The sequence below is a fragment of the Peristeroidobacter soli genome, assembly GCF_004138485.1.
GTDB classification, from domain to species: Bacteria; Pseudomonadota; Gammaproteobacteria; order Steroidobacterales; family Steroidobacteraceae; genus Steroidobacter; species Steroidobacter soli.
In genome coordinates this window covers 116,184-131,892 of the sequence record NZ_RYEV01000003.1, presented here as the reverse complement: position 1 = coordinate 131,892, position 15,709 = coordinate 116,184, and the positions used below count along the sequence as shown (strand labels likewise).

Sequence of the window (15,709 nt, the reverse complement as noted above, 5' to 3'; positions counted from 1 at the left end):
TCAAACCTGCCGGCCCGGACACTTTGCAGTAAAGTGCTGGGCTCCTGATCAGGAAGGCCACGATGAAGTTCGAAACCCTGTCGGTCCATGTCGGACGAGAAGTCGAGCGCGGCACCGGCGCCGTCGCTCCGTCGATTCAGATGAGCACGACTTTCGAGCGTGACATCGATGGCGAATGGTCGCGCGGCTTCTCCTATGGACGTGCCGACAATCCCAGCCGCAAGCCTCTGGAAGCGTGCATCGCCGCGCTCGAAGGCGGTGAGGATGCAACGACGTACAGCTCAGGGTCGGCCGCATCGATGGCGGTCTTCAGCCTGTTGCGGCCGGGCGAGCATGTGATCGCGCCAATCGAGTCCTATCACGGCACGGCCAAACAACTTCGCGACGTGCTGGCCCCGATGGGCGTCACTCATACGTTCGTCGATATGACGCGCGTCGACGCGGTGCGTGAGGCGCTTCGCAAAGAAACGCGGCTGGTCTGGATCGAGACGCCGTCGAATCCGATGCTCAACATCAGCGACATCGAAGCCATCGCCGAGTTGGCTCACGGTCGTGGCGCGATGGTCTGTTGTGACAACACGTTCGCAACGCCAGTGTGGCAACGTCCGCTCGAGCTCGGCGCCGACCTGGTCATGCACTCGAGCACGAAGTACTTCGGTGGCCACAGCGACGTGATGGGTGGCGCAGTCGTCACCCGCGATCGCGGTGGCCTTTCCGACAGGCTGCGCGACTATCAGCAAACCGTCGGCAGCGTACCTTCGCCTTTCGATTGCTGGCTGATCCGCCGCAGCCTCACGACATTATCGTGTCGTCTGCGCGCGCAGACTCATAACGCCAGTAGGATCGCCGGCTTTCTGCAGAGTCATAAAGGCGTCGAACGCGTGTTCTATCCGGGCCTGGAGACGCATCCCGGCCACGCCCTCGCCGCTCGTCAAATGAAAGGCGGCTTCGGCGCCATGCTGTCGTTCAATGTTCGTGGCGGGCGCGACGCCGCCTTCGCCGTTGCCGCGAAGTTGCAGTTGTTCATCCGAGCAACCAGCCTGGGCGGCGTGGAATCGCTGGTTGAACATCGCGCGTCGGTTGAAGGGCCGCACACGGTGACGCCGCAGAATCTGTTGCGGCTGTCAGTGGGATTGGAAAGCGCCGAGGATTTGATCGCGGACCTGGATCAGGCGCTCGGCTGAGCGCCCCGGAAATCCGCCCGGAGCCGCGAAACACGATCAGCGACGACGCCCCCGGCCGAGGTCGAGATTATTTCTGGACCGGGCGCTTCTGCGCTTCCCAGCCTTTCATGTCACCGTCGAGGTGCAGCAGCCTGGTGAAGCCATTCTCGCGCAGACGTTCCGCGCCCTTCTCTGCTCTGACGCCGACGGCGCAGTAGACGACGATGTCCTTGTCGCCGGCGTCGGCGACTTCGGAGATGCGTGAAGGCAGGTGCGTGTAAGGAATATTGATGGCGCCGGGAACGTGGCCCGCCGCGTACTCCTCGGGGGTGCGAACGTCGAGGATTACCATCGACGTATCTTTCTTCTCGATCCGCTTCAGTAGCAACGCCTGATCGATCTTCGGTGTGTCACCGGCATGAGAAACGGCAGCGAACATGAACGCCGCAGCCGTCACCAACGAGCGGGCAACCCAGCGCATCAGTGCTTACCCGGCTCCAGCTTCACACCGCGACGCTCCCAGGCAATATAAGACAGGAGGGCCGTCATCTTCGGATCGTCGGCGGCGAGCTGATCGCCTTCCAGCGGATTGCGGATACACCAGTTCACCATCTCCCACAGGCTGGTGACCTTGCCGAGCTGCTTCTGGAATTTGGGATAGGTTTCCGGATGGGTGTTGGCGGCGTTCGGATGGCACTGCGCGCACACCACCCCGTTCTTGCCGAGCTTGGCGTCGGTAAACAGTGCGCGGCCTTCTTTCACCACGCCGTCGAACTGTTCCTGCCAGCGAGCCAGATCTTCCTGGCTGAATTCGTCGGCACGGGCCAGACCGGTGACACCCAGCGCCAGCGCAGCACAAGCAATGACGGATGCGATTTTCATGGGGGCTCTCAATAGTGCGTTTGAGGCTGGATGCGCCGGTCGGGATCCTGATACGTCTTGTCTATAGGATGCCCGGCCTGCGGATCGAACGCCACGGTGCGCACTTTGTTGTTGTAGAGATTGAACGTCGCGCTGGCGCGGCCGCTGTTCACATCGATGAACTGCCAGCCGGTGGCGTCGCGCTCGAAGAACGGATCGGCACGATTCATCTGCACCGTCAGCTTCGGCAGCAACTGCTGAGCCTGCGAGTAACTCTGCGGATACGGCCAGGGCCACGCCGTCGCCATCGCGGAAGTGAAGGCGATGTTGCCGATCTGGTTGTACTGGATCTGGTGCACGTGGCCGTAGAACACCGTGACCTTGTCGAACGGCGCCAGCAACGCCTGCACCTGCTCGGCATCGTCGGTCCAGAAATTCCAGCCCTTGTAGATCTTTTGCAGCGGCGAATGCGAGAACACCACGACCGGCGTGTCCTTCTTCACCTTGGCCAGATCTTTCTTCAACCAGTCGCGCTGCTGGTCGCCGACCATGAACGGCGAACCGTTCGGATTGTCCAGACCGGCCATCTCGGCCATGCGCTGCTCGTTGCTGGGCCAGCGATGGAACGTCCATTCATCGGTGGTGAGAATGCTGTTCAACACCACGAAGTGCACGCCCTTGTGGTCGAAGCTGTAGTAGTGCTTGCCGAACAGCTTGGACCAGTACTCGCCGAGGTCGAGGTAATAGTCGTGCTCGCCCATCACGTGATAGACCTTGCCGTTGAGCTTCGAGAGCAGCTCCGCGCCGTGATCGAGCTCGGGCTTCGAGCCCATCTGCGCCAGGTCGCCGCCGAAAATCACAAAGTCCGGCCTGGGCGTGAGCAGATTCGTTTCGGCAACGGCGCGAATCAAGCCGCGATCCCAGTTGCGCACGAACTGGTTGCCCTTGATCTGCTGAATGTGCGAATCCGAGATGTACGCGAACGTGAAGTTGTCGCTCGGCTTGGCGAATGCCAGTTCCACCATGGTCAGCGGCAAGGCCGCGCCGGCCACTCCCACCGTCGATGTTTTGATGAAACTGCGGCGATCGTATTTGATGTCCATGTTACATCCCCTCTCCGCCGCTTGCGGACTTGCCGGCCGGTGCGACCGGGCTGACGTTGGCCACCGCAGTGGTCTTCACATTGCAGGACGCAGGATTCGCCGACGCGGCTTTCTGCGCGGCGAACTGCGGGCTGGTCAACGATTCCATGAACGCGACCAGATCGCTGATCTCAGCGTCGGTGAGATTCAACGGCCGGATGCCGCCGCTCAGGAAGTCGTTCACCGGATCGTCTTTCTTGGTGACGCCGCCATTGTTGTAGTGCTCGACCACATCGCGCAGCGTCTTCAAGCTGCCGTCGTGCATGAACGGCGCGGTCACCGCGACGTTACGCAACGTCGAAGTCTTGAATGCACCGATCTCATCCAGCGTCTCGGTCACCGCAAAACGGCCCAGCTCGGATGCTTTCGGATTGGTCAGCACCGCCTTGTCCACATCGGTGCCCGCGCTCTTCGCGGTGAGAAATGCCGGCGCGAACTGCGGGATTTCAGCCTGGATGCGATTCACACCCACACCGATGTTATGGAACCGGTTGTCGGTAAACAGCGCGTAATCCTGCTCCATCGTGTGACAGGAAACGCAGCGGCCCTTGGTCAGAAACACATTGAAGCCGCGTTTCACTTGCTCGCTCACGGCCTTTTCGTCGCCGCCGTAGTGCCATTTATCGAACGGCGAATCGCCCGCGACGATGGTGCGCTCGAAGCTGGCAATGGCCTGCTGCACTTCCTTCATCGTGACCTGCTCGCCTTCCTTGTTGAAGACTTTCTTGAAGCGCGCCACGTAGTCGGGATCGGTGCGCACGATCTGCAACACCGGATCGTGATTCACCAGCCCCATCTCGACCGGATTGACGATCGGGTGCTGCGCCTGATCTTCCATGTCGAGCGAGCGGCCGTCCCAGAAGAACAGCTTGAAGTAAGCGGAATTGATCACCGTCGGCGCGTTACGCGTGCCGGTGAGTTTGTTGATGCCTTCCGACGTCACCAGCGGGCTATCGGTGAAGGCTTTCTTGGGATCGTGACACGTCGCGCAGCTCACTTCGCCGGTGCTGCTGAAACGTTTGTCGTTGAAGAGCTTGTCGCCGAGCGCGATCTTTTCGGGCGTTTGCGGGTTGTTCTGTGGGACGGGGACTGGAGGCAAGCCCAACGGCTGCGCCAGCGCGGCTCCCATTGCAACCAGGCCGGACAAAAGAGTGGCGCACGTCGCCACACGCACGGGCTGAATCGGCGGTGCCATGCTGTGTCTCCCCTGCTGAGCTCGACGTTTCAGTCGTAGCCCGTGTCTAAATTAGACGAAGTCTAATCAATGGGCACGCGCTGACAATTGATCTCGTCAATAAGCCCCTCCGGCGCGGAGACCATGACGACAGAGTGAGCACGACCCCGGCTGACAGTAACGATACGATCCGCGGCGCGAACGGCGACGCGAGCGAAGCGCAGCACCTTGCGCCCATCTTCAGTGAGCGCGACATGCGAGCGATCGCGCTCGAACAAACGCACACCGAGATAGTCTTCGAGTTTGCGCAGCTGAATGCTCAGTGTGGATTGAGTGACGGAGCAACGCTCGGCGGCACGAGTGAAGTTCAAGCACTCGGCGAGAGCGATGAGGTAGCGCAAGGCGCGGATGGACATGCGAACCCTCGTTGGTCCAGCGCGAAATTATTAGTAACCCCGATGCTGGCCCGGCGCGTCCTGCGCCTCCAGCGTATCGCGCCCGAAAATACACCGCGTCGATGTCGGCCGCCAGCACGGTAAACGTCATCAGCAACGATTTATCGGCAGTTATCTCCAATCGGTGCCATCGAAAGAATCGATTGCACCGGTGAATCAGCCGCCGTCGCCGAGCTTTTGTAAGGCTGACCCAGTCACGCGATAAATGGTCCATTCATTCATCGGCACCGCGCCCAGGCTCTTATAGAAATCGATGGCGCGTTGATTCCAATCCAGCACGGACCATTCGAGTCGCCCGCAATTGCGCTCGATCGCGATCCCCGCGAGACGACGCAGCAGCTGCTCGCCGTAGCCGCGACCTCGATACTGCTGACGAACGTACAGGTCCTCCAGATAGATGCCGGGCTTGGCCAGGAAGGTCGAGAAGTTGTGGAAGAACAGCGCGAAGCCGGCGACTTCGCCGCCCGGCAAGCGCCCCATGATGACCTCAGCCTTGGGCTTCGGCCCGAACAGGTGCTCATGCAACTGCTCCTCGGTCGCCGTCACCTCATGCAGCAGGTGCTCGAACTCCGCGAGCTCGCGAATCAACTGCAGGATCATCGGCACGTCGGCCGGGGTCGCCGGCTCAATGTGCAAGCTGGTCATGGCTGGCCTACTCCTGAGGATTGCCCGGGACGAAGGACCGGTATCGTACCTTGCATCATTAAGTGAATCGATATATTTTCATTGCGCTTGCGAGGGTTCGTGTGGCGTTTCGGGTTCATGGATTAAAAGAATTTTGAACGAAGCGGCGGAACGAGGATGAGCGCTGACACCAAATTGCCTTTGAATGCCCTACGGGCCTTCGAGGCCGTCGCCGCCCACTTGAGCTTCACGGGCGCGGCCCAGTCCCTGAATGTCACGACCGCGGCGGTCAGCTCGCACATCAAGTCGCTCGAAGAATTCCTCGAAACACCCCTGTTCGTGCGGCACAGCCGCTCGGTCCGTCTCACGCCACAGGGTGCGCGCTTGTTACCAGGCGTGCAACGAGGCATGGGCGAGCTGACGCGCGCGGTCGATCAGTTGCGCCTCGATCGCAGCAGCGGCTTGCTCAACATCAGTCTGCTCGGCTCGTTCCTGCAGAAGTGGCTGCTGCCGCGACTCGGCGATTTCTATCAGAAGCATCCGGAAGTGGACCTGCGCTTCAGCGCCAGCCGCGAGCTGGTCGACTTCATGCAAACCGATTTCCATGCGGCCGTTCGCTATGGCTCCGGCAGCTGGCCGCAGTTGCAGGCGGAGAAGATGCTCGATGACTGGGTGTTTCCGGTCGCGAGTCCCGCGCTGTTCGCGAAACTCGGGCCGATCACGACGCTGGGCGATCTGAATAAATATCCGCTGCTTCATAGCGCGAGCGAGCCGTGGGTGGATTGGCTGCGACGGGTCGGCGGCGACACGACACGCATCGAGCGCGGCCCGATCCTCGACGACTCCGCATCGGTGTTGGCGGCGGCCGAGCAAGGTCACGGCCTGGTGCTGGCGAGATGGTCGCTGGTGGCGGGCGATCTCGCGTCGGGACGGCTCGTGCGGCCGTCGACGCAGAGCGTGAGGCAGCACAACTCTTATTATTTCGTCGCGCCGGCCCACAACTTCGAAGTGCCGAAAGTGATTCGATTCAGGGACTGGCTGCGCGAAGTCTGCAGTGAGTTTCCGCCGCCGGAAGGCGAACGGCTGGAACCGCAGTAGCTGAGCGTTTCAACGCTCGACCGGAAACTCGTTCTTCACCCACGCTTCGAAGCCACCTTCCATCTCGACGACCGGAATGCCGGCGGACGCCAACTCCACCGCCGCCGCGGCGGCGAGCTTACAGGTCTGGCTGTAGCAATAGAGAACGGCCGTGCGATCTTTGCGCACGCCCGCGAGCGTATGCCACTTGCCCTGTGGCAGGTTGATGGCGCCGGGAATGTGGCCGGCCTGGTAGTCGTTGGGCAGTCGTACGTCGACAATGGTGATCGGCTCGTTCCGGCGCATCTGGCCGTTCAACTCGTACGGCCCGGTGAGAAAAGCCAGCCGCTGGGCGAAAAAGTTGCGGGCCTGGAGGGTATCCTGAGCGGACATGACAGCACCTTCATTGGCGGTCAGGCGACGCCCGACCCAATGGGTGCTACGTTAGTCAGCCGCGAGCGCCGGATCATCGGGCTCCCAGGCATGGGATTTATTCCCCGAATCGAGCCAAATGCAAAACCTCACCGATATTGCGATTTTCGTCAAAGTAGTCGAGCTCTCCAGCTTCACGGCAGCCGCCGAAGCACTGGAAATGTCACAGCCCGTGGTCAGCAAGGCGGTCACGCGCCTGGAAGAGAAGCTGGGCGCGCGATTGTTGAATCGCACCACACGCCGGCTCAGCCTCACCGAAGCCGGCTCCGAGCTGTTTCGCCGCACCGGCAGCGCGCTGCGTGAAATCGAGAATGCCGAACTTGAAGTCGCGCGCTTTCAAACAGAGCCGCGCGGCACGTTGCGCGTCTCCGCGCCCATGTCGTTCAGCATCCTGCAGCTGGGCCCATCGATACAAACGTTCATGGAACGTTATCCCGGCGTCACCGTCGAGCTGAGCATGGACGATCGGACGGTCGATCTGGTGGAGGAAGGATTCGACGTCGCGATTCGCATCGGCCGGCTGCGCGATTCGAATTTGATCGCGCGCAAGATCGCACCGACACGCCAGGTCATCTGCGCTTCGCCCGCCTACCTCGCGAAGCACGGCACCCCGGAGCGACCCGAAGACCTGCTCGAGCACAACTGCATTCTTTATTCGTTGCTGAGCGCGCCTCGCGAATGGCGCTTCACGGGCAGCGATGGCGAAGAACATGTGGTGCCGGTGAACGGCAATCTGCATTCGAACAACGGGCTCGTGAATCGCGCGGCCGCGGTCGCGGGTGGCGGCATCATTCAATTGCCGACGTTTTATCTGGGCGATCAACTGCGCTCGGGCGAGCTGAAGCCCTTGCTATGCAAGTTCAAGCCGCCGGAGATTGCCGTCCACGCCGTCTATCCGGAGCGGCGCAATCTGATGCCGAAGGTGCGCGCATTCGTCGATTTCGTCGCCGCCACGTTCGGGCCGGAGCCGCCGTGGGAGAAAGGCTGGACGCTGGAGGACTGATCCAGAAGAGAACGCGTTCGTTTCAGCCTGGACAGAATGCCGGTGGTATCGGGCAGCTGCTCGGCTCGCAGTGCCCGCAACTGCTTACATGCCTGGAATCCACTGTGTTCCAGCGAGCGGCACGCGCGCCATCGCCGCTGCTTCCACACTCAGCGCGACCAGATCCTCTCGTTCGAGATGATGCACATCCTGCTTGCCGCAGGCGCGCGCAATGGTCGTGAGCTCCATGTTCATCGTCTTCAGGTAGTTTCGTACGCGCCGCGCACCGATCGCGGGCTGCAGCCTCTGCTCTAACACCGGGTCCTGCGTGGTGACACCGACCGGGCAGCGACCGGTGTGGCAGTGATGGCAGAACCCAGGCGCCGTACCCAGAGCGTTGTAATCAGCAACGGCTGACACATGCTGTCCGTTATGCACATACGAATCGCTGTTGCAACCCAACGCCATCAACACGCCTTGTCCGATCGAGACCGCGTCGGCCCCCATCGCCAATGCTTTAGCCACATCGGCGCCGGTGCGAATGCCGCCAGAGATGATCAACTGTACCTGGCCGCGCATATTCAGATCGTCGAGCGCGTCGACCGCCTGGCGTAGCGCCGCCAAGGTGGGAATGCCGACATGCTCGATGAACACCGTCTGCGTGGCGGCCGTGCCTCCTTGCATGCCATCGACGACGACCACATCGGCACCTGCATGCACCGCGAGCTTCACATCGTTGAACACACGAGTCGCACCGACCTTTACATAGATGGGCTTTTCCCAGTCGGTGATCTCACGCAGCTCGCGAATCTTGATGGCGAGATCGTCGGGACCGGTCCAGTCGGGATGCCGGCACGCAGAACGCTGATCGACTCCTTCGGGTAACGTGCGCATACGCGCGACGCGAGGGTTCACCTTCTGACCGAGCAGCATGCCGCCACCGCCTGGCTTCGCACCCTGCCCGATGACGATCTCGATGGCGTCCGCACGTCGCACGTCATCGGGATCGAAGCCGTAGCGCGACGGCAAACATTGATATACGAGCGTCTTGGACGAGCCGCGCTCCTCGCTGGTCATGCCGCCATCGCCTGTCGTCGTCGAGGTGCCGAGCTCGCTGGCCGCGCGACCCAACGCCTCCTTCACGTTCGCCGACAACGCGCCGAAGCTCATACCCGCGATGGTGATCGGAATTTCCAACTCGAGAGGCTTGCTCGCATACCTCCCGCCCAGCACCGTGCGAGTACTGCACTTCTCGCGATACCCTTCCAACGGATAGCGTGACAGCGAAGCGCCTAGAAACACCAGATCGTCAAAGTGCGGCACCTTACGCTTCGCGCCGAGACCGCGGATTTCGTACAGCCCTGTCGCGGCCGCACGCTGCACGTAATCGATGATGCTGCGGTCGAAGCCGGCCGATTCTTCCAGAGACAGGTGCGCGGCGGACATGTCAGTACTCCTGATTCGCGTCGGCATTCCAGTGATAGAGCTGTCGCGCCGATGCGATCCGGCGGAACTCGGCGGGGTCATGTTTGAAGCCCGCGATGCCGAGCAACTCAGCCACGACTTTTCTGTCCTCGGCGCTCATCGGTTCGAAGCGTGCATCGGCGCCGAGCGATTTCACTTCGCCGCGCACATAGATCACCGCCTCATATAAAGAGTCGCCGAGTGCATCGCCGGCATCACCGCAGATGACCATCCGCCCTGCCTGAGCCATGAACGCCGAGAAGCTGCCGACACTTCCGCCCACGACGATGTCCGCCCCCTTCAAAGAAATTCCGCAACGAAGAGAGGCGTCGCCTTCGATCACGAGACAACCGCCGCGCGCGGAGGCACCTGCACTCGTCGAAGCGTAACCTCGAATGCGAACGAAGCCGGACATCATGTTCTCAGCTGCACCGGGGCCTGCATTTCCATGGACGGTGACGCGGGCATGCTTGTTCATGCCGGCGACGTAATAGCCGACGTGTCCGTGCACTTCGACGTCGACCGGTGCGTCGAGCCCGCAGGCAATGGAGTGCGCGCCGTCAGGATGAGTGACGACGACTCTCGGCGCATCGGCTGCCGGCAGATCTTTGTGCAGGTACCGATTCAGCTCGCGCACGGTCGTGGATGCCAGATCGAACTCGCGCACGCTCTCCTCGAGCGCGGGCGCCTGATTCAGATGTGCCACGAATAGACTTCCTGCGGCTTGGGCTCGAACAGATGAGCGTCGTGAACCCGCGGCAGATGCGCGAGCGATCTGAACTCGGACGCAACCGCTACGTAATCGTCGGTCTCCGCGACGATGGCTGGCTTGCAAGCAAACGCATCGCGCACCAGCGCCAGCTCCCGATCCGTGCCCATGAGAAACGTATAGAAACCGTCGAGCTCTTCGAATCCTCGTTGCACGGCTGCCCGCAATGAATCGCCTTCGCGCAAGCGCCACTCGAAGTAACGGCAGGCCGCTTCGGTGTCGTTGTCGGTTTCGAATTCGATGTCGAGCGGCTCCAGCTTGCGACGGACCATATAGGGGTTCGACAAAGAGCCGTTATGGACCAGACAGAAGTCCTGTCCCGCCGTGAACGGATGCGCGTGAGCCGGTGTCACGGCGGACTCCGTCGCCATGCGGGTGTGACCGACGAGATGCGTGCCTCGGAGTTGCGCGAACTCGTAGCGCTTCGCGACTTCAGCGGGGGCGCCCGTGTCTTTGTAGAGATCGATGGCGCGCCCGACGCATAGAACCGTCAATTCCGGTGCGTGCGAGTCGAGCCACGCTTCCACTGCGTCGGGGGATGCGCTGGTCGTCAGCACGGCATGATTCGCCGTTACCTTCAACGTGTGCTCACCGTCGATTGCTTCGCCCAGATGGCGCTGAACTTGATTCCAATCGATCGGCGCAGTGCCCGCGTACAGGCTCAGCTTATGCAGCTGGCCGGCGACCGGCTCGGTAAACACCGCGAGCCCGGCAGAATCCGGCCCGCGCTCGGTCATGCCGATCATCATCGGCACCATCAACTCGCCCAGCCGCGGCCGTAACGATGAGTTCTTCAGCAACAAGCCAACGATTCCGCACATGGCGCTTAGAAGAATTCCAGATAACGATTCGTCTCCCAGTCGGAGACATGACGCGCGTACTCGGTCCACTCCATGCGCTTGAGCTCGATGAACTCGCGAGACAACTCCTCGCCGAGCGCCCCGCAGATCACCTCGTCGCGCTCCAACTCGGTGACCGCCTCGAGCAGGTTCTGCGGCAACAGCCGAATGCCTTCCGCCGCCAGCTGGGCCGGCGAATAGTCATACAGATTGGAGTTATTCGGTTTGCCGGGATCGAGCTTGCGATCGACGCCATCCAGGCCCGCGGCGACCAGCGCTGCCGTCACCAGATAGGGATTGCAGCCGGCGTCGGGCAAACGAAATTCCAGCCGACCGCCAGGGATGCGGACGCAGGCGGTACGATTGTTGTCACCGTAAGCGATGTATGCCGGCGCCCATGTCGCTCCAGACAGCGCGCGCCCCACCACCAGTCGCTTGTAGGAGTTCACAGTGGGCGCACACACCGCCGTGAGCGCTCGGGCGTGCTGAAGAATGCCGCCGAGAAAGTGATATGCCATCTTCGACAGCGCGAGCCCATTGGCATCGTTCGCGTCGTAGAACAGATTCCTGGTCTGCGAGTCGCCGATCGAAACATGAAAGTGCGCGCCGCTGCCGGTGCGATTCGAGAACGGCTTGGGCATGAAGCTGGCGATCATTCCGCACTGACGCGCAATCTCGCTCGCCGCCATTTTCACGAACGTGAAGTTGTCCGCGCTGCGCATCGCGTCCGCGTATGTGAAGTTCACTTCGAACTGGCCGTTCGCGTCCTCGTGATCGATCTGGTACACGTCGATGTCGACACTGCGCAGCGACGACACCATTTTGTCCAGGAAAGTCGCCGCCCTCGATAAACCCTTGTAGTCGTAGCAGGGTTTATCGAGAGCGTCCGAGGCGTCGCATGGCGCGAGCCTCCCATCTGCCCCCCGAGCCAACAACATGAATTCTGGTTCGATGCCGGTGTAGAGCGTCATGCCTCTCGCGGCGAGCCGATCGAGCTGGGTTTTCAGAGCGACGCGCGAGCAGTAGGGATAAGGCTTGCCGCGAACAAAGCCGTTGCAGACGATGCGCGCATAACCCGGCATCCAAGGAATCAAACTCAAGGTCGCGAGGTCGCCGACCGCCATGTAATCGGGCCCTTGCGGCCCCATGCCGAAGCCCCACAACGCGAAGCCGGCGAATCCCGCGCCATCGCCGAGCACCATATCCAGATGCTCGACCGGCACGGCTTTGGCCTTGGCGGCGCCGTGAATGTCGACGAACTGCGCCAGCACGTAACGCACTGCATGTTTGTGCAGGAATTCTTTGGCCGCTGCAGTGTTCACTCGTCGTCTCCCAAAGATCCGAGCTCACCCATCGAGCAGCGCCAGCGCCGTTGCCGAGCGCACCACGCATCGGAAGATGCCAGCGACTTAACTGTAGGTCAAATAGTTTGCGTATAGGTTAAGTACGGAGGGGACCGGTTTCGGCTACTCTTTGGCCCCATGACCCAGAAAATCAGGAAAGCCACGGCGGATAACGCGGCCAGTCCGCCCTCCTCGCTGGCAGCCAGCGTTGGCGCGAGCATTCGCCAATTGCGCACGGCGCAAGGGCTGACGCTCGCCGACGTGGCGGCGCGCGCGGATATCAGCCAGGCAATGTTGAGTCGCGTCGAGACCGGCGCCGTGAGCCCGAGCCTCGAAACCGTCGCCGCATTGGCCGCCGCCCTGGGCGCCGATTTACCCGCGCTGTTCAGAGGAATGGAAACCCAGGCGAGTGACGCGCAACTGGTTCGCAAGGGCGAAGGATTGGAAGTGGTCCGGCGCGGCACGAAGCGAGGCCACACCTATCATTTGCTCGCGTCGGATCGCGGGCCGCGCAAAGCGTTCGAACCGTTTCTGGTGACGCTCACCGACAAGAGCGAGATATTCCCTGAGTTCCAGCACCCGGGCACCGAGTTCATTCATATGCTGGAGGGCTCGCTGCGCTATCGACACGGCAGCGAGAACTATCTGCTGAAACCCGGCGACACCCTGACATTCAGCGGCAACGTGCCCCACGGCCCACAGACGCTATTGCGACTGCCGATCCGCTTTCTGTCGATCATCATTTATCACGACGAGCCGCAATAGCGACTCAGGCGTCGTCGTTGCGCGTGCCGATGCCCTGCTCGATCGCGGTGGTCAGCGGCTTCATGAAGAACGAATCCTCCGGCATCAACCGCACGGGAATATCGTGCCGCTTCAGCGCATCGGCCACGACCGGACCGATCGCCGCAACTTCGGTCTTCTCGAACGCCGCCCGCACCAACTCCGGCGGACCGACATTGAACAGGCGCTCGACTTGAGGTGTGCTGGTGAACGCGATGATATCCACGCTGCCCGCCGCCATCTTCTGCATGAGATCGCGAACCGCGTCGTCGGCAAGTTTGTCCGCATACACGTAGGGCGCGACGGTCAGCACCTGCACTCCCGCCGACTGAAGAAACTCCATCAGCGGCAGGTTCGGTTCGGTGCCATATAACTGCACACCGACTTTGCGGCCTTGCAGATTCTCGGCGCGCAACGAATCGATCACGCCTTGCGTGGTCGGCGATTCCGCCGCGATTTCAGGCTTGAGCCCCAGTTCTCTCAGAGCACGTGCTGGCTTCGGACCTCGCGTGATCTTTCTCACCGAGCCCAGGCGCTGGACGAACGGCTCTCGCAATGACGGCTCATTCCTATCGATACAGCCGAGCAGGCGACGCAGGCCTTCGCCGGTCAGCAGAATCAAGTCGTCACACGAACCGGCGTTAAAAGCTCGCAGCCAGTCGAGAACAGGCTTGGGATCGGGCGCATCCAGAATTGCCACGAGCGGACAACGCAGGACCGTCGCGCCCCGGCGTTCGAGCATGGCGGAAAAGACATCCAGCTCCCGAGTTTCGGGAACGGCGATAGTGCGACCGGTGAGTGTTGCCATTGCTCCGCTATACCATCATCGACGGCGCGGAGGCCAGACCTGAAATTGCTGCATGAAGCGGGAACCCGGCTCAGACCTTCGCATTCGCCGATGTCAGGCTTTGCGAGAAGCACATTGTGAGCCGCTCGGAGCGCGGGCGAGACTCCGGGCATGACGCTCACGTCCGCAACGATTTACGTCACGCTGATCTTCCTGCTCGCGGGCGCGGTGAAAGGGGTCGTGGGACTGGGATTGCCGACCGTTGCGATGGGGCTGCTCAGCCTGCGAATGCCCCCGGCCGAGGCGGCCGCCATTCTGTTGCTGCCTTCCTTCATCACCAATGTCTGGCAACTTGCAGAGGGCCCGCGCCTCGGCGCTCTCGTACAACGCCTGTCGCCGACGCTGCTCGCGATCTTCGTCAGCACCATCATCGCGGCCGGTGTGATTGCATCAACCAAGTCCGCCATCGCGAGCGCCGCGCTCGGCGGGGCCCTCTTGATCTATGCGGTGGCCGGGCTGCGAAACTTTCATATCAACGTTTCGTCCCGGGCGGAGCGATGGGCCGGCCCGGTCGTCGGCGCCGTCACGGGCTTCATCACAGGCGCGACCGGAACCTTTGTCGTTCCCGCGGTTCCGTATCTGGCCGGGCTCGGTCTGGCGCGAGACGAATTGGTTCAAGCACTTGGCTTGTCGTTCACCGTCTCGACCGTGGCGCTCGCTCTCGGCTTGTTCTGGCATGACGCGTTGGAGTTTCGGGCCGTCTCCAACTCAGCCATCGCCGTCGTGCCCGCATTGATGGGCATGATGCTCGGCGGCTGGATTCGTCGCCGCGTCTCACCCGAACGGTTCCGCCGCTGGTTCTTCATCGGCCTGGGATTGCTGGCGACTCATCTCATCTACGCGGCGCTGTCAGGCCACTAACGCGCGGATTCGCTTTTCCACCGGCTGGTTCAGGAGTTGTAACTCTTTCGCCAGATTGACCTGCATCGCGGTGCTCGCGACCTCAAACAGATGTTTGTCGATGTCGTAACCGTCGCGCGTGTTCAACCATTTGAGCACCGAAGCCAGATGCCAGAGTGCTGTGCTGCCATCGTGAACGGGCACGGGGAAGGTGGCCGCGTGAGTCGTCATCAACTTGCGCATGTTTTGTCGTGACACACCGACGAGCTCGGCGATATCGCTGAGGCCCACCAGATCCGGACTGACTTCGATCAGTTCCGCGCCCGGCAGCGCGCGCTTCACATCCTCCACGGCGCTGAGAATGGCCTGCTTGCCCGAGCTGGCCTCGCGACCAAACATCAACGCGACGCGCCCCGGCACACCGATACCCACCGTCGCATCGTCACACCCTCCCACACCGAGGCGCTCGACCACATCGTCTCCCACGGGACCCGGGTCGGCGAGTTTGAATCTCAGCACAAAGTCATATTCCATCGCTCAGCTCCTCTTCGAAATCTCGCGGCCCATCGATTCACGGAACACACAGTTATCGACGACGCGTCGCAGCCGGCGCGCGTGATTGCCGGCATCCCTCGGCGTACTCGAGACGCTGGCGATACAAAGCTCCCCGAAGCGGCACTCCAACCGATTCCGCGGGCAGTACATTCGCCCCCAGGCATGACTGCCTCCAGGCTCGACCCGCCAGCCGTGCTGCTCCGCATGCTGTAAAGCCTGCTCCACTTCCTTCTTCGGATGCTTCGCTCGCTGCATCTTCGACACCTGAAAGGGTAAACGGGGAAACCATGGTTGTCAAATGACAACCAGAACACACCTGTCGTGCGAGCGCCAGCATGCCCGGAAGGCACCCGTCGAAA

The 15,709-nt window shown here is 61.7% G+C and carries 19 protein-coding genes; 5 read left to right on the top strand and 14 right to left on the bottom strand.

Annotation, left to right across the window (positions count from 1 at the left end):
- Nucleotides 1-62: 62 nt before the first annotated feature.
- A complete protein-coding gene (locus EKO19_RS09375; RefSeq protein WP_129776171.1) occupies nucleotides 63-1,184 on the top strand; it encodes a trans-sulfuration enzyme family protein in 1,122 nt (373 codons plus the stop codon).
- Nucleotides 1,185-1,251: 67 nt separating this feature from the next.
- Here EKO19_RS09375 and EKO19_RS09370 read toward each other — a convergent pair whose 3' ends face one another.
- The 6 genes from EKO19_RS09370 to EKO19_RS09345 form a co-directional block, all read right to left on the bottom strand.
- Nucleotides 1,252-1,644, bottom strand: coding sequence for a rhodanese-like domain-containing protein (locus EKO19_RS09370; protein WP_129776170.1), 393 nt, complete (start codon nucleotides 1,642-1,644; stop codon nucleotides 1,252-1,254).
- A complete protein-coding gene (locus EKO19_RS09365; protein ID WP_129776169.1) occupies nucleotides 1,644-2,045 on the bottom strand; it encodes a c-type cytochrome in 402 nt (133 codons plus the stop codon). Before EKO19_RS09365 ends, EKO19_RS09370 begins: the two co-directional genes overlap by 1 nt.
- 8 nt (nucleotides 2,046-2,053) lie before the next feature.
- Complete coding sequence (locus EKO19_RS09360; protein WP_129776168.1) at nucleotides 2,054-3,127, bottom strand: metallophosphoesterase; 1,074 nt, start codon at nucleotides 3,125-3,127, stop codon at nucleotides 2,054-2,056.
- Between the two features lies 1 nt (nucleotide 3,128).
- Nucleotides 3,129-4,361 (bottom strand): cytochrome-c peroxidase, encoded by a 1,233-nt coding sequence (locus EKO19_RS09355; protein ID WP_129776167.1) that lies wholly within the window; start codon nucleotides 4,359-4,361, stop codon nucleotides 3,129-3,131.
- 62 nt (nucleotides 4,362-4,423) lie between these two features.
- Nucleotides 4,424-4,756, bottom strand: coding sequence for a LysR family transcriptional regulator (locus tag EKO19_RS09350; RefSeq protein WP_129776166.1), 333 nt, complete (start codon nucleotides 4,754-4,756; stop codon nucleotides 4,424-4,426).
- Nucleotides 4,757-4,951: 195 nt separating this feature from the next.
- Complete coding sequence (locus EKO19_RS09345) at nucleotides 4,952-5,440, bottom strand: GNAT family N-acetyltransferase (RefSeq protein WP_129776165.1); 489 nt, start codon at nucleotides 5,438-5,440, stop codon at nucleotides 4,952-4,954.
- Between the two features lie 156 nt (nucleotides 5,441-5,596).
- Here EKO19_RS09345 and gcvA point away from each other — a divergent pair, with 156 nt between their 5' ends.
- Nucleotides 5,597-6,517, top strand: a complete 921-nt coding sequence (gene gcvA, locus EKO19_RS09340; RefSeq protein ID WP_129776164.1) for a transcriptional regulator GcvA — start codon at nucleotides 5,597-5,599, stop codon at nucleotides 6,515-6,517.
- Nucleotides 6,518-6,526: 9 nt separating this feature from the next.
- On the opposite strand, the gene EKO19_RS09335 is transcribed toward gcvA, so the two are convergent.
- Complete coding sequence (locus EKO19_RS09335; protein ID WP_129776163.1) at nucleotides 6,527-6,889, bottom strand: rhodanese-like domain-containing protein; 363 nt, start codon at nucleotides 6,887-6,889, stop codon at nucleotides 6,527-6,529.
- A gap of 118 nt (nucleotides 6,890-7,007) precedes the next feature.
- Here EKO19_RS09335 and EKO19_RS09330 point away from each other — a divergent pair, with 118 nt between their 5' ends.
- Nucleotides 7,008-7,931: a LysR family transcriptional regulator gene (locus EKO19_RS09330; RefSeq protein ID WP_129776162.1), complete on the top strand. Its 924-nt coding sequence runs from the start codon at nucleotides 7,008-7,010 to the stop codon at nucleotides 7,929-7,931.
- An 84-nt stretch (nucleotides 7,932-8,015) separates the two neighbouring features.
- Here EKO19_RS09330 and EKO19_RS09325 read toward each other — a convergent pair whose 3' ends face one another.
- From EKO19_RS09325 to glnT, 4 genes are read right to left on the bottom strand one after another with little or no spacing between them, the layout of a single operon-like run.
- Nucleotides 8,016-9,356: an FMN-binding glutamate synthase family protein gene (locus tag EKO19_RS09325; RefSeq protein WP_129776161.1), complete on the bottom strand. Its 1,341-nt coding sequence runs from the start codon at nucleotides 9,354-9,356 to the stop codon at nucleotides 8,016-8,018.
- Nucleotide 9,357: 1 nt separating this feature from the next.
- Nucleotides 9,358-10,080 carry a GltB/FmdC/FwdC-like GXGXG domain-containing protein gene (locus tag EKO19_RS09320; RefSeq protein WP_217705227.1) on the bottom strand — a complete coding sequence of 241 codons (723 nt, stop codon included), beginning with the start codon at nucleotides 10,078-10,080 and terminating at the stop codon, nucleotides 9,358-9,360.
- The gene (locus EKO19_RS09315) at nucleotides 10,068-10,964 is read right to left on the bottom strand and encodes a class II glutamine amidotransferase domain-containing protein (protein WP_129776160.1); all 897 of its coding nucleotides are present in this window, start codon (nucleotides 10,962-10,964) and stop codon (nucleotides 10,068-10,070) included. The genes EKO19_RS09320 and EKO19_RS09315 overlap by 13 nt, the downstream gene beginning before the upstream one ends.
- A gap of 5 nt (nucleotides 10,965-10,969) precedes the next feature.
- On the bottom strand, nucleotides 10,970-12,304 hold the full coding sequence (gene glnT / locus EKO19_RS09310) for a type III glutamate--ammonia ligase (RefSeq protein ID WP_129776159.1): 1,335 nt from the start codon (nucleotides 12,302-12,304) through the stop codon (nucleotides 10,970-10,972).
- A 159-nt stretch (nucleotides 12,305-12,463) separates the two neighbouring features.
- Between glnT and EKO19_RS09305 the strand changes: the two genes are divergently transcribed.
- Nucleotides 12,464-13,090 carry a helix-turn-helix domain-containing protein gene (locus EKO19_RS09305; RefSeq protein ID WP_129776158.1) on the top strand — a complete coding sequence of 209 codons (627 nt, stop codon included), beginning with the start codon at nucleotides 12,464-12,466 and terminating at the stop codon, nucleotides 13,088-13,090.
- Between the two features lie 4 nt (nucleotides 13,091-13,094).
- Here EKO19_RS09305 and EKO19_RS09300 read toward each other — a convergent pair whose 3' ends face one another.
- The gene (locus tag EKO19_RS09300; protein ID WP_129776157.1) at nucleotides 13,095-13,916 is read right to left on the bottom strand and encodes a uroporphyrinogen-III synthase; all 822 of its coding nucleotides are present in this window, start codon (nucleotides 13,914-13,916) and stop codon (nucleotides 13,095-13,097) included.
- Nucleotides 13,917-14,066: 150 nt separating this feature from the next.
- Here EKO19_RS09300 and EKO19_RS09295 point away from each other — a divergent pair, with 150 nt between their 5' ends.
- Complete coding sequence (locus tag EKO19_RS09295) at nucleotides 14,067-14,816, top strand: sulfite exporter TauE/SafE family protein (RefSeq protein WP_129776156.1); 750 nt, start codon at nucleotides 14,067-14,069, stop codon at nucleotides 14,814-14,816.
- Here EKO19_RS09295 and EKO19_RS09290 read toward each other — a convergent pair.
- Both EKO19_RS09290 and EKO19_RS09285 read right to left on the bottom strand, forming a co-directional pair.
- Entirely contained in the window at nucleotides 14,805-15,329 is a 525-nt protein-coding gene (locus EKO19_RS09290; RefSeq protein ID WP_129776155.1) for a helix-turn-helix transcriptional regulator, read from the bottom strand. The two genes, EKO19_RS09295 and EKO19_RS09290, sit on opposite strands and share 12 nt — an antisense overlap.
- Before the next feature lie 3 nt (nucleotides 15,330-15,332).
- A complete protein-coding gene (locus EKO19_RS09285) occupies nucleotides 15,333-15,605 on the bottom strand; it encodes a hypothetical protein (protein ID WP_129776154.1) in 273 nt (90 codons plus the stop codon).
- Nucleotides 15,606-15,709: the final 104 nt, after the last annotated feature.

Excerpts from the sequence above, each read along its gene's own strand:
- EKO19_RS09375 (WP_129776171.1), top strand. The coding sequence starts at position 63 with ATGAAGTTCGAAACCCTGTCGGTCCATGTCGGACGAGAAGTCGAGCGC.
- EKO19_RS09370 (WP_129776170.1), bottom strand. The coding sequence starts at position 1,644 with ATGCGCTGGGTTGCCCGCTCGTTGGTGACGGCTGCGGCGTTCATGTTC.
- EKO19_RS09365 (WP_129776169.1), bottom strand. The coding sequence starts at position 2,045 with ATGAAAATCGCATCCGTCATTGCTTGTGCTGCGCTGGCGCTGGGTGTC.
- EKO19_RS09360 (WP_129776168.1), bottom strand. The coding sequence starts at position 3,127 with ATGGACATCAAATACGATCGCCGCAGTTTCATCAAAACATCGACGGTG.
- EKO19_RS09355 (WP_129776167.1), bottom strand. The coding sequence starts at position 4,361 with ATGGCACCGCCGATTCAGCCCGTGCGTGTGGCGACGTGCGCCACTCTT.
- EKO19_RS09350 (WP_129776166.1), bottom strand. The coding sequence starts at position 4,756 with ATGTCCATCCGCGCCTTGCGCTACCTCATCGCTCTCGCCGAGTGCTTG.
- EKO19_RS09345 (WP_129776165.1), bottom strand. The coding sequence starts at position 5,440 with ATGACCAGCTTGCACATTGAGCCGGCGACCCCGGCCGACGTGCCGATG.
- gcvA (WP_129776164.1), top strand. The coding sequence starts at position 5,597 with ATGAGCGCTGACACCAAATTGCCTTTGAATGCCCTACGGGCCTTCGAG.
- EKO19_RS09335 (WP_129776163.1), bottom strand. The coding sequence starts at position 6,889 with ATGTCCGCTCAGGATACCCTCCAGGCCCGCAACTTTTTCGCCCAGCGG.
- EKO19_RS09330 (WP_129776162.1), top strand. The coding sequence starts at position 7,008 with ATGCAAAACCTCACCGATATTGCGATTTTCGTCAAAGTAGTCGAGCTC.
- EKO19_RS09325 (WP_129776161.1), bottom strand. The coding sequence starts at position 9,356 with ATGTCCGCCGCGCACCTGTCTCTGGAAGAATCGGCCGGCTTCGACCGC.
- EKO19_RS09315 (WP_129776160.1), bottom strand. The coding sequence starts at position 10,964 with ATGTGCGGAATCGTTGGCTTGTTGCTGAAGAACTCATCGTTACGGCCG.
- EKO19_RS09305 (WP_129776158.1), top strand. The coding sequence starts at position 12,464 with ATGACCCAGAAAATCAGGAAAGCCACGGCGGATAACGCGGCCAGTCCG.
- EKO19_RS09300 (WP_129776157.1), bottom strand. The coding sequence starts at position 13,916 with ATGGCAACACTCACCGGTCGCACTATCGCCGTTCCCGAAACTCGGGAG.
- EKO19_RS09295 (WP_129776156.1), top strand. The coding sequence starts at position 14,067 with ATGACGCTCACGTCCGCAACGATTTACGTCACGCTGATCTTCCTGCTC.
- EKO19_RS09290 (WP_129776155.1), bottom strand. The coding sequence starts at position 15,329 with ATGGAATATGACTTTGTGCTGAGATTCAAACTCGCCGACCCGGGTCCC.
- EKO19_RS09285 (WP_129776154.1), bottom strand. The coding sequence starts at position 15,605 with ATGCAGCGAGCGAAGCATCCGAAGAAGGAAGTGGAGCAGGCTTTACAG.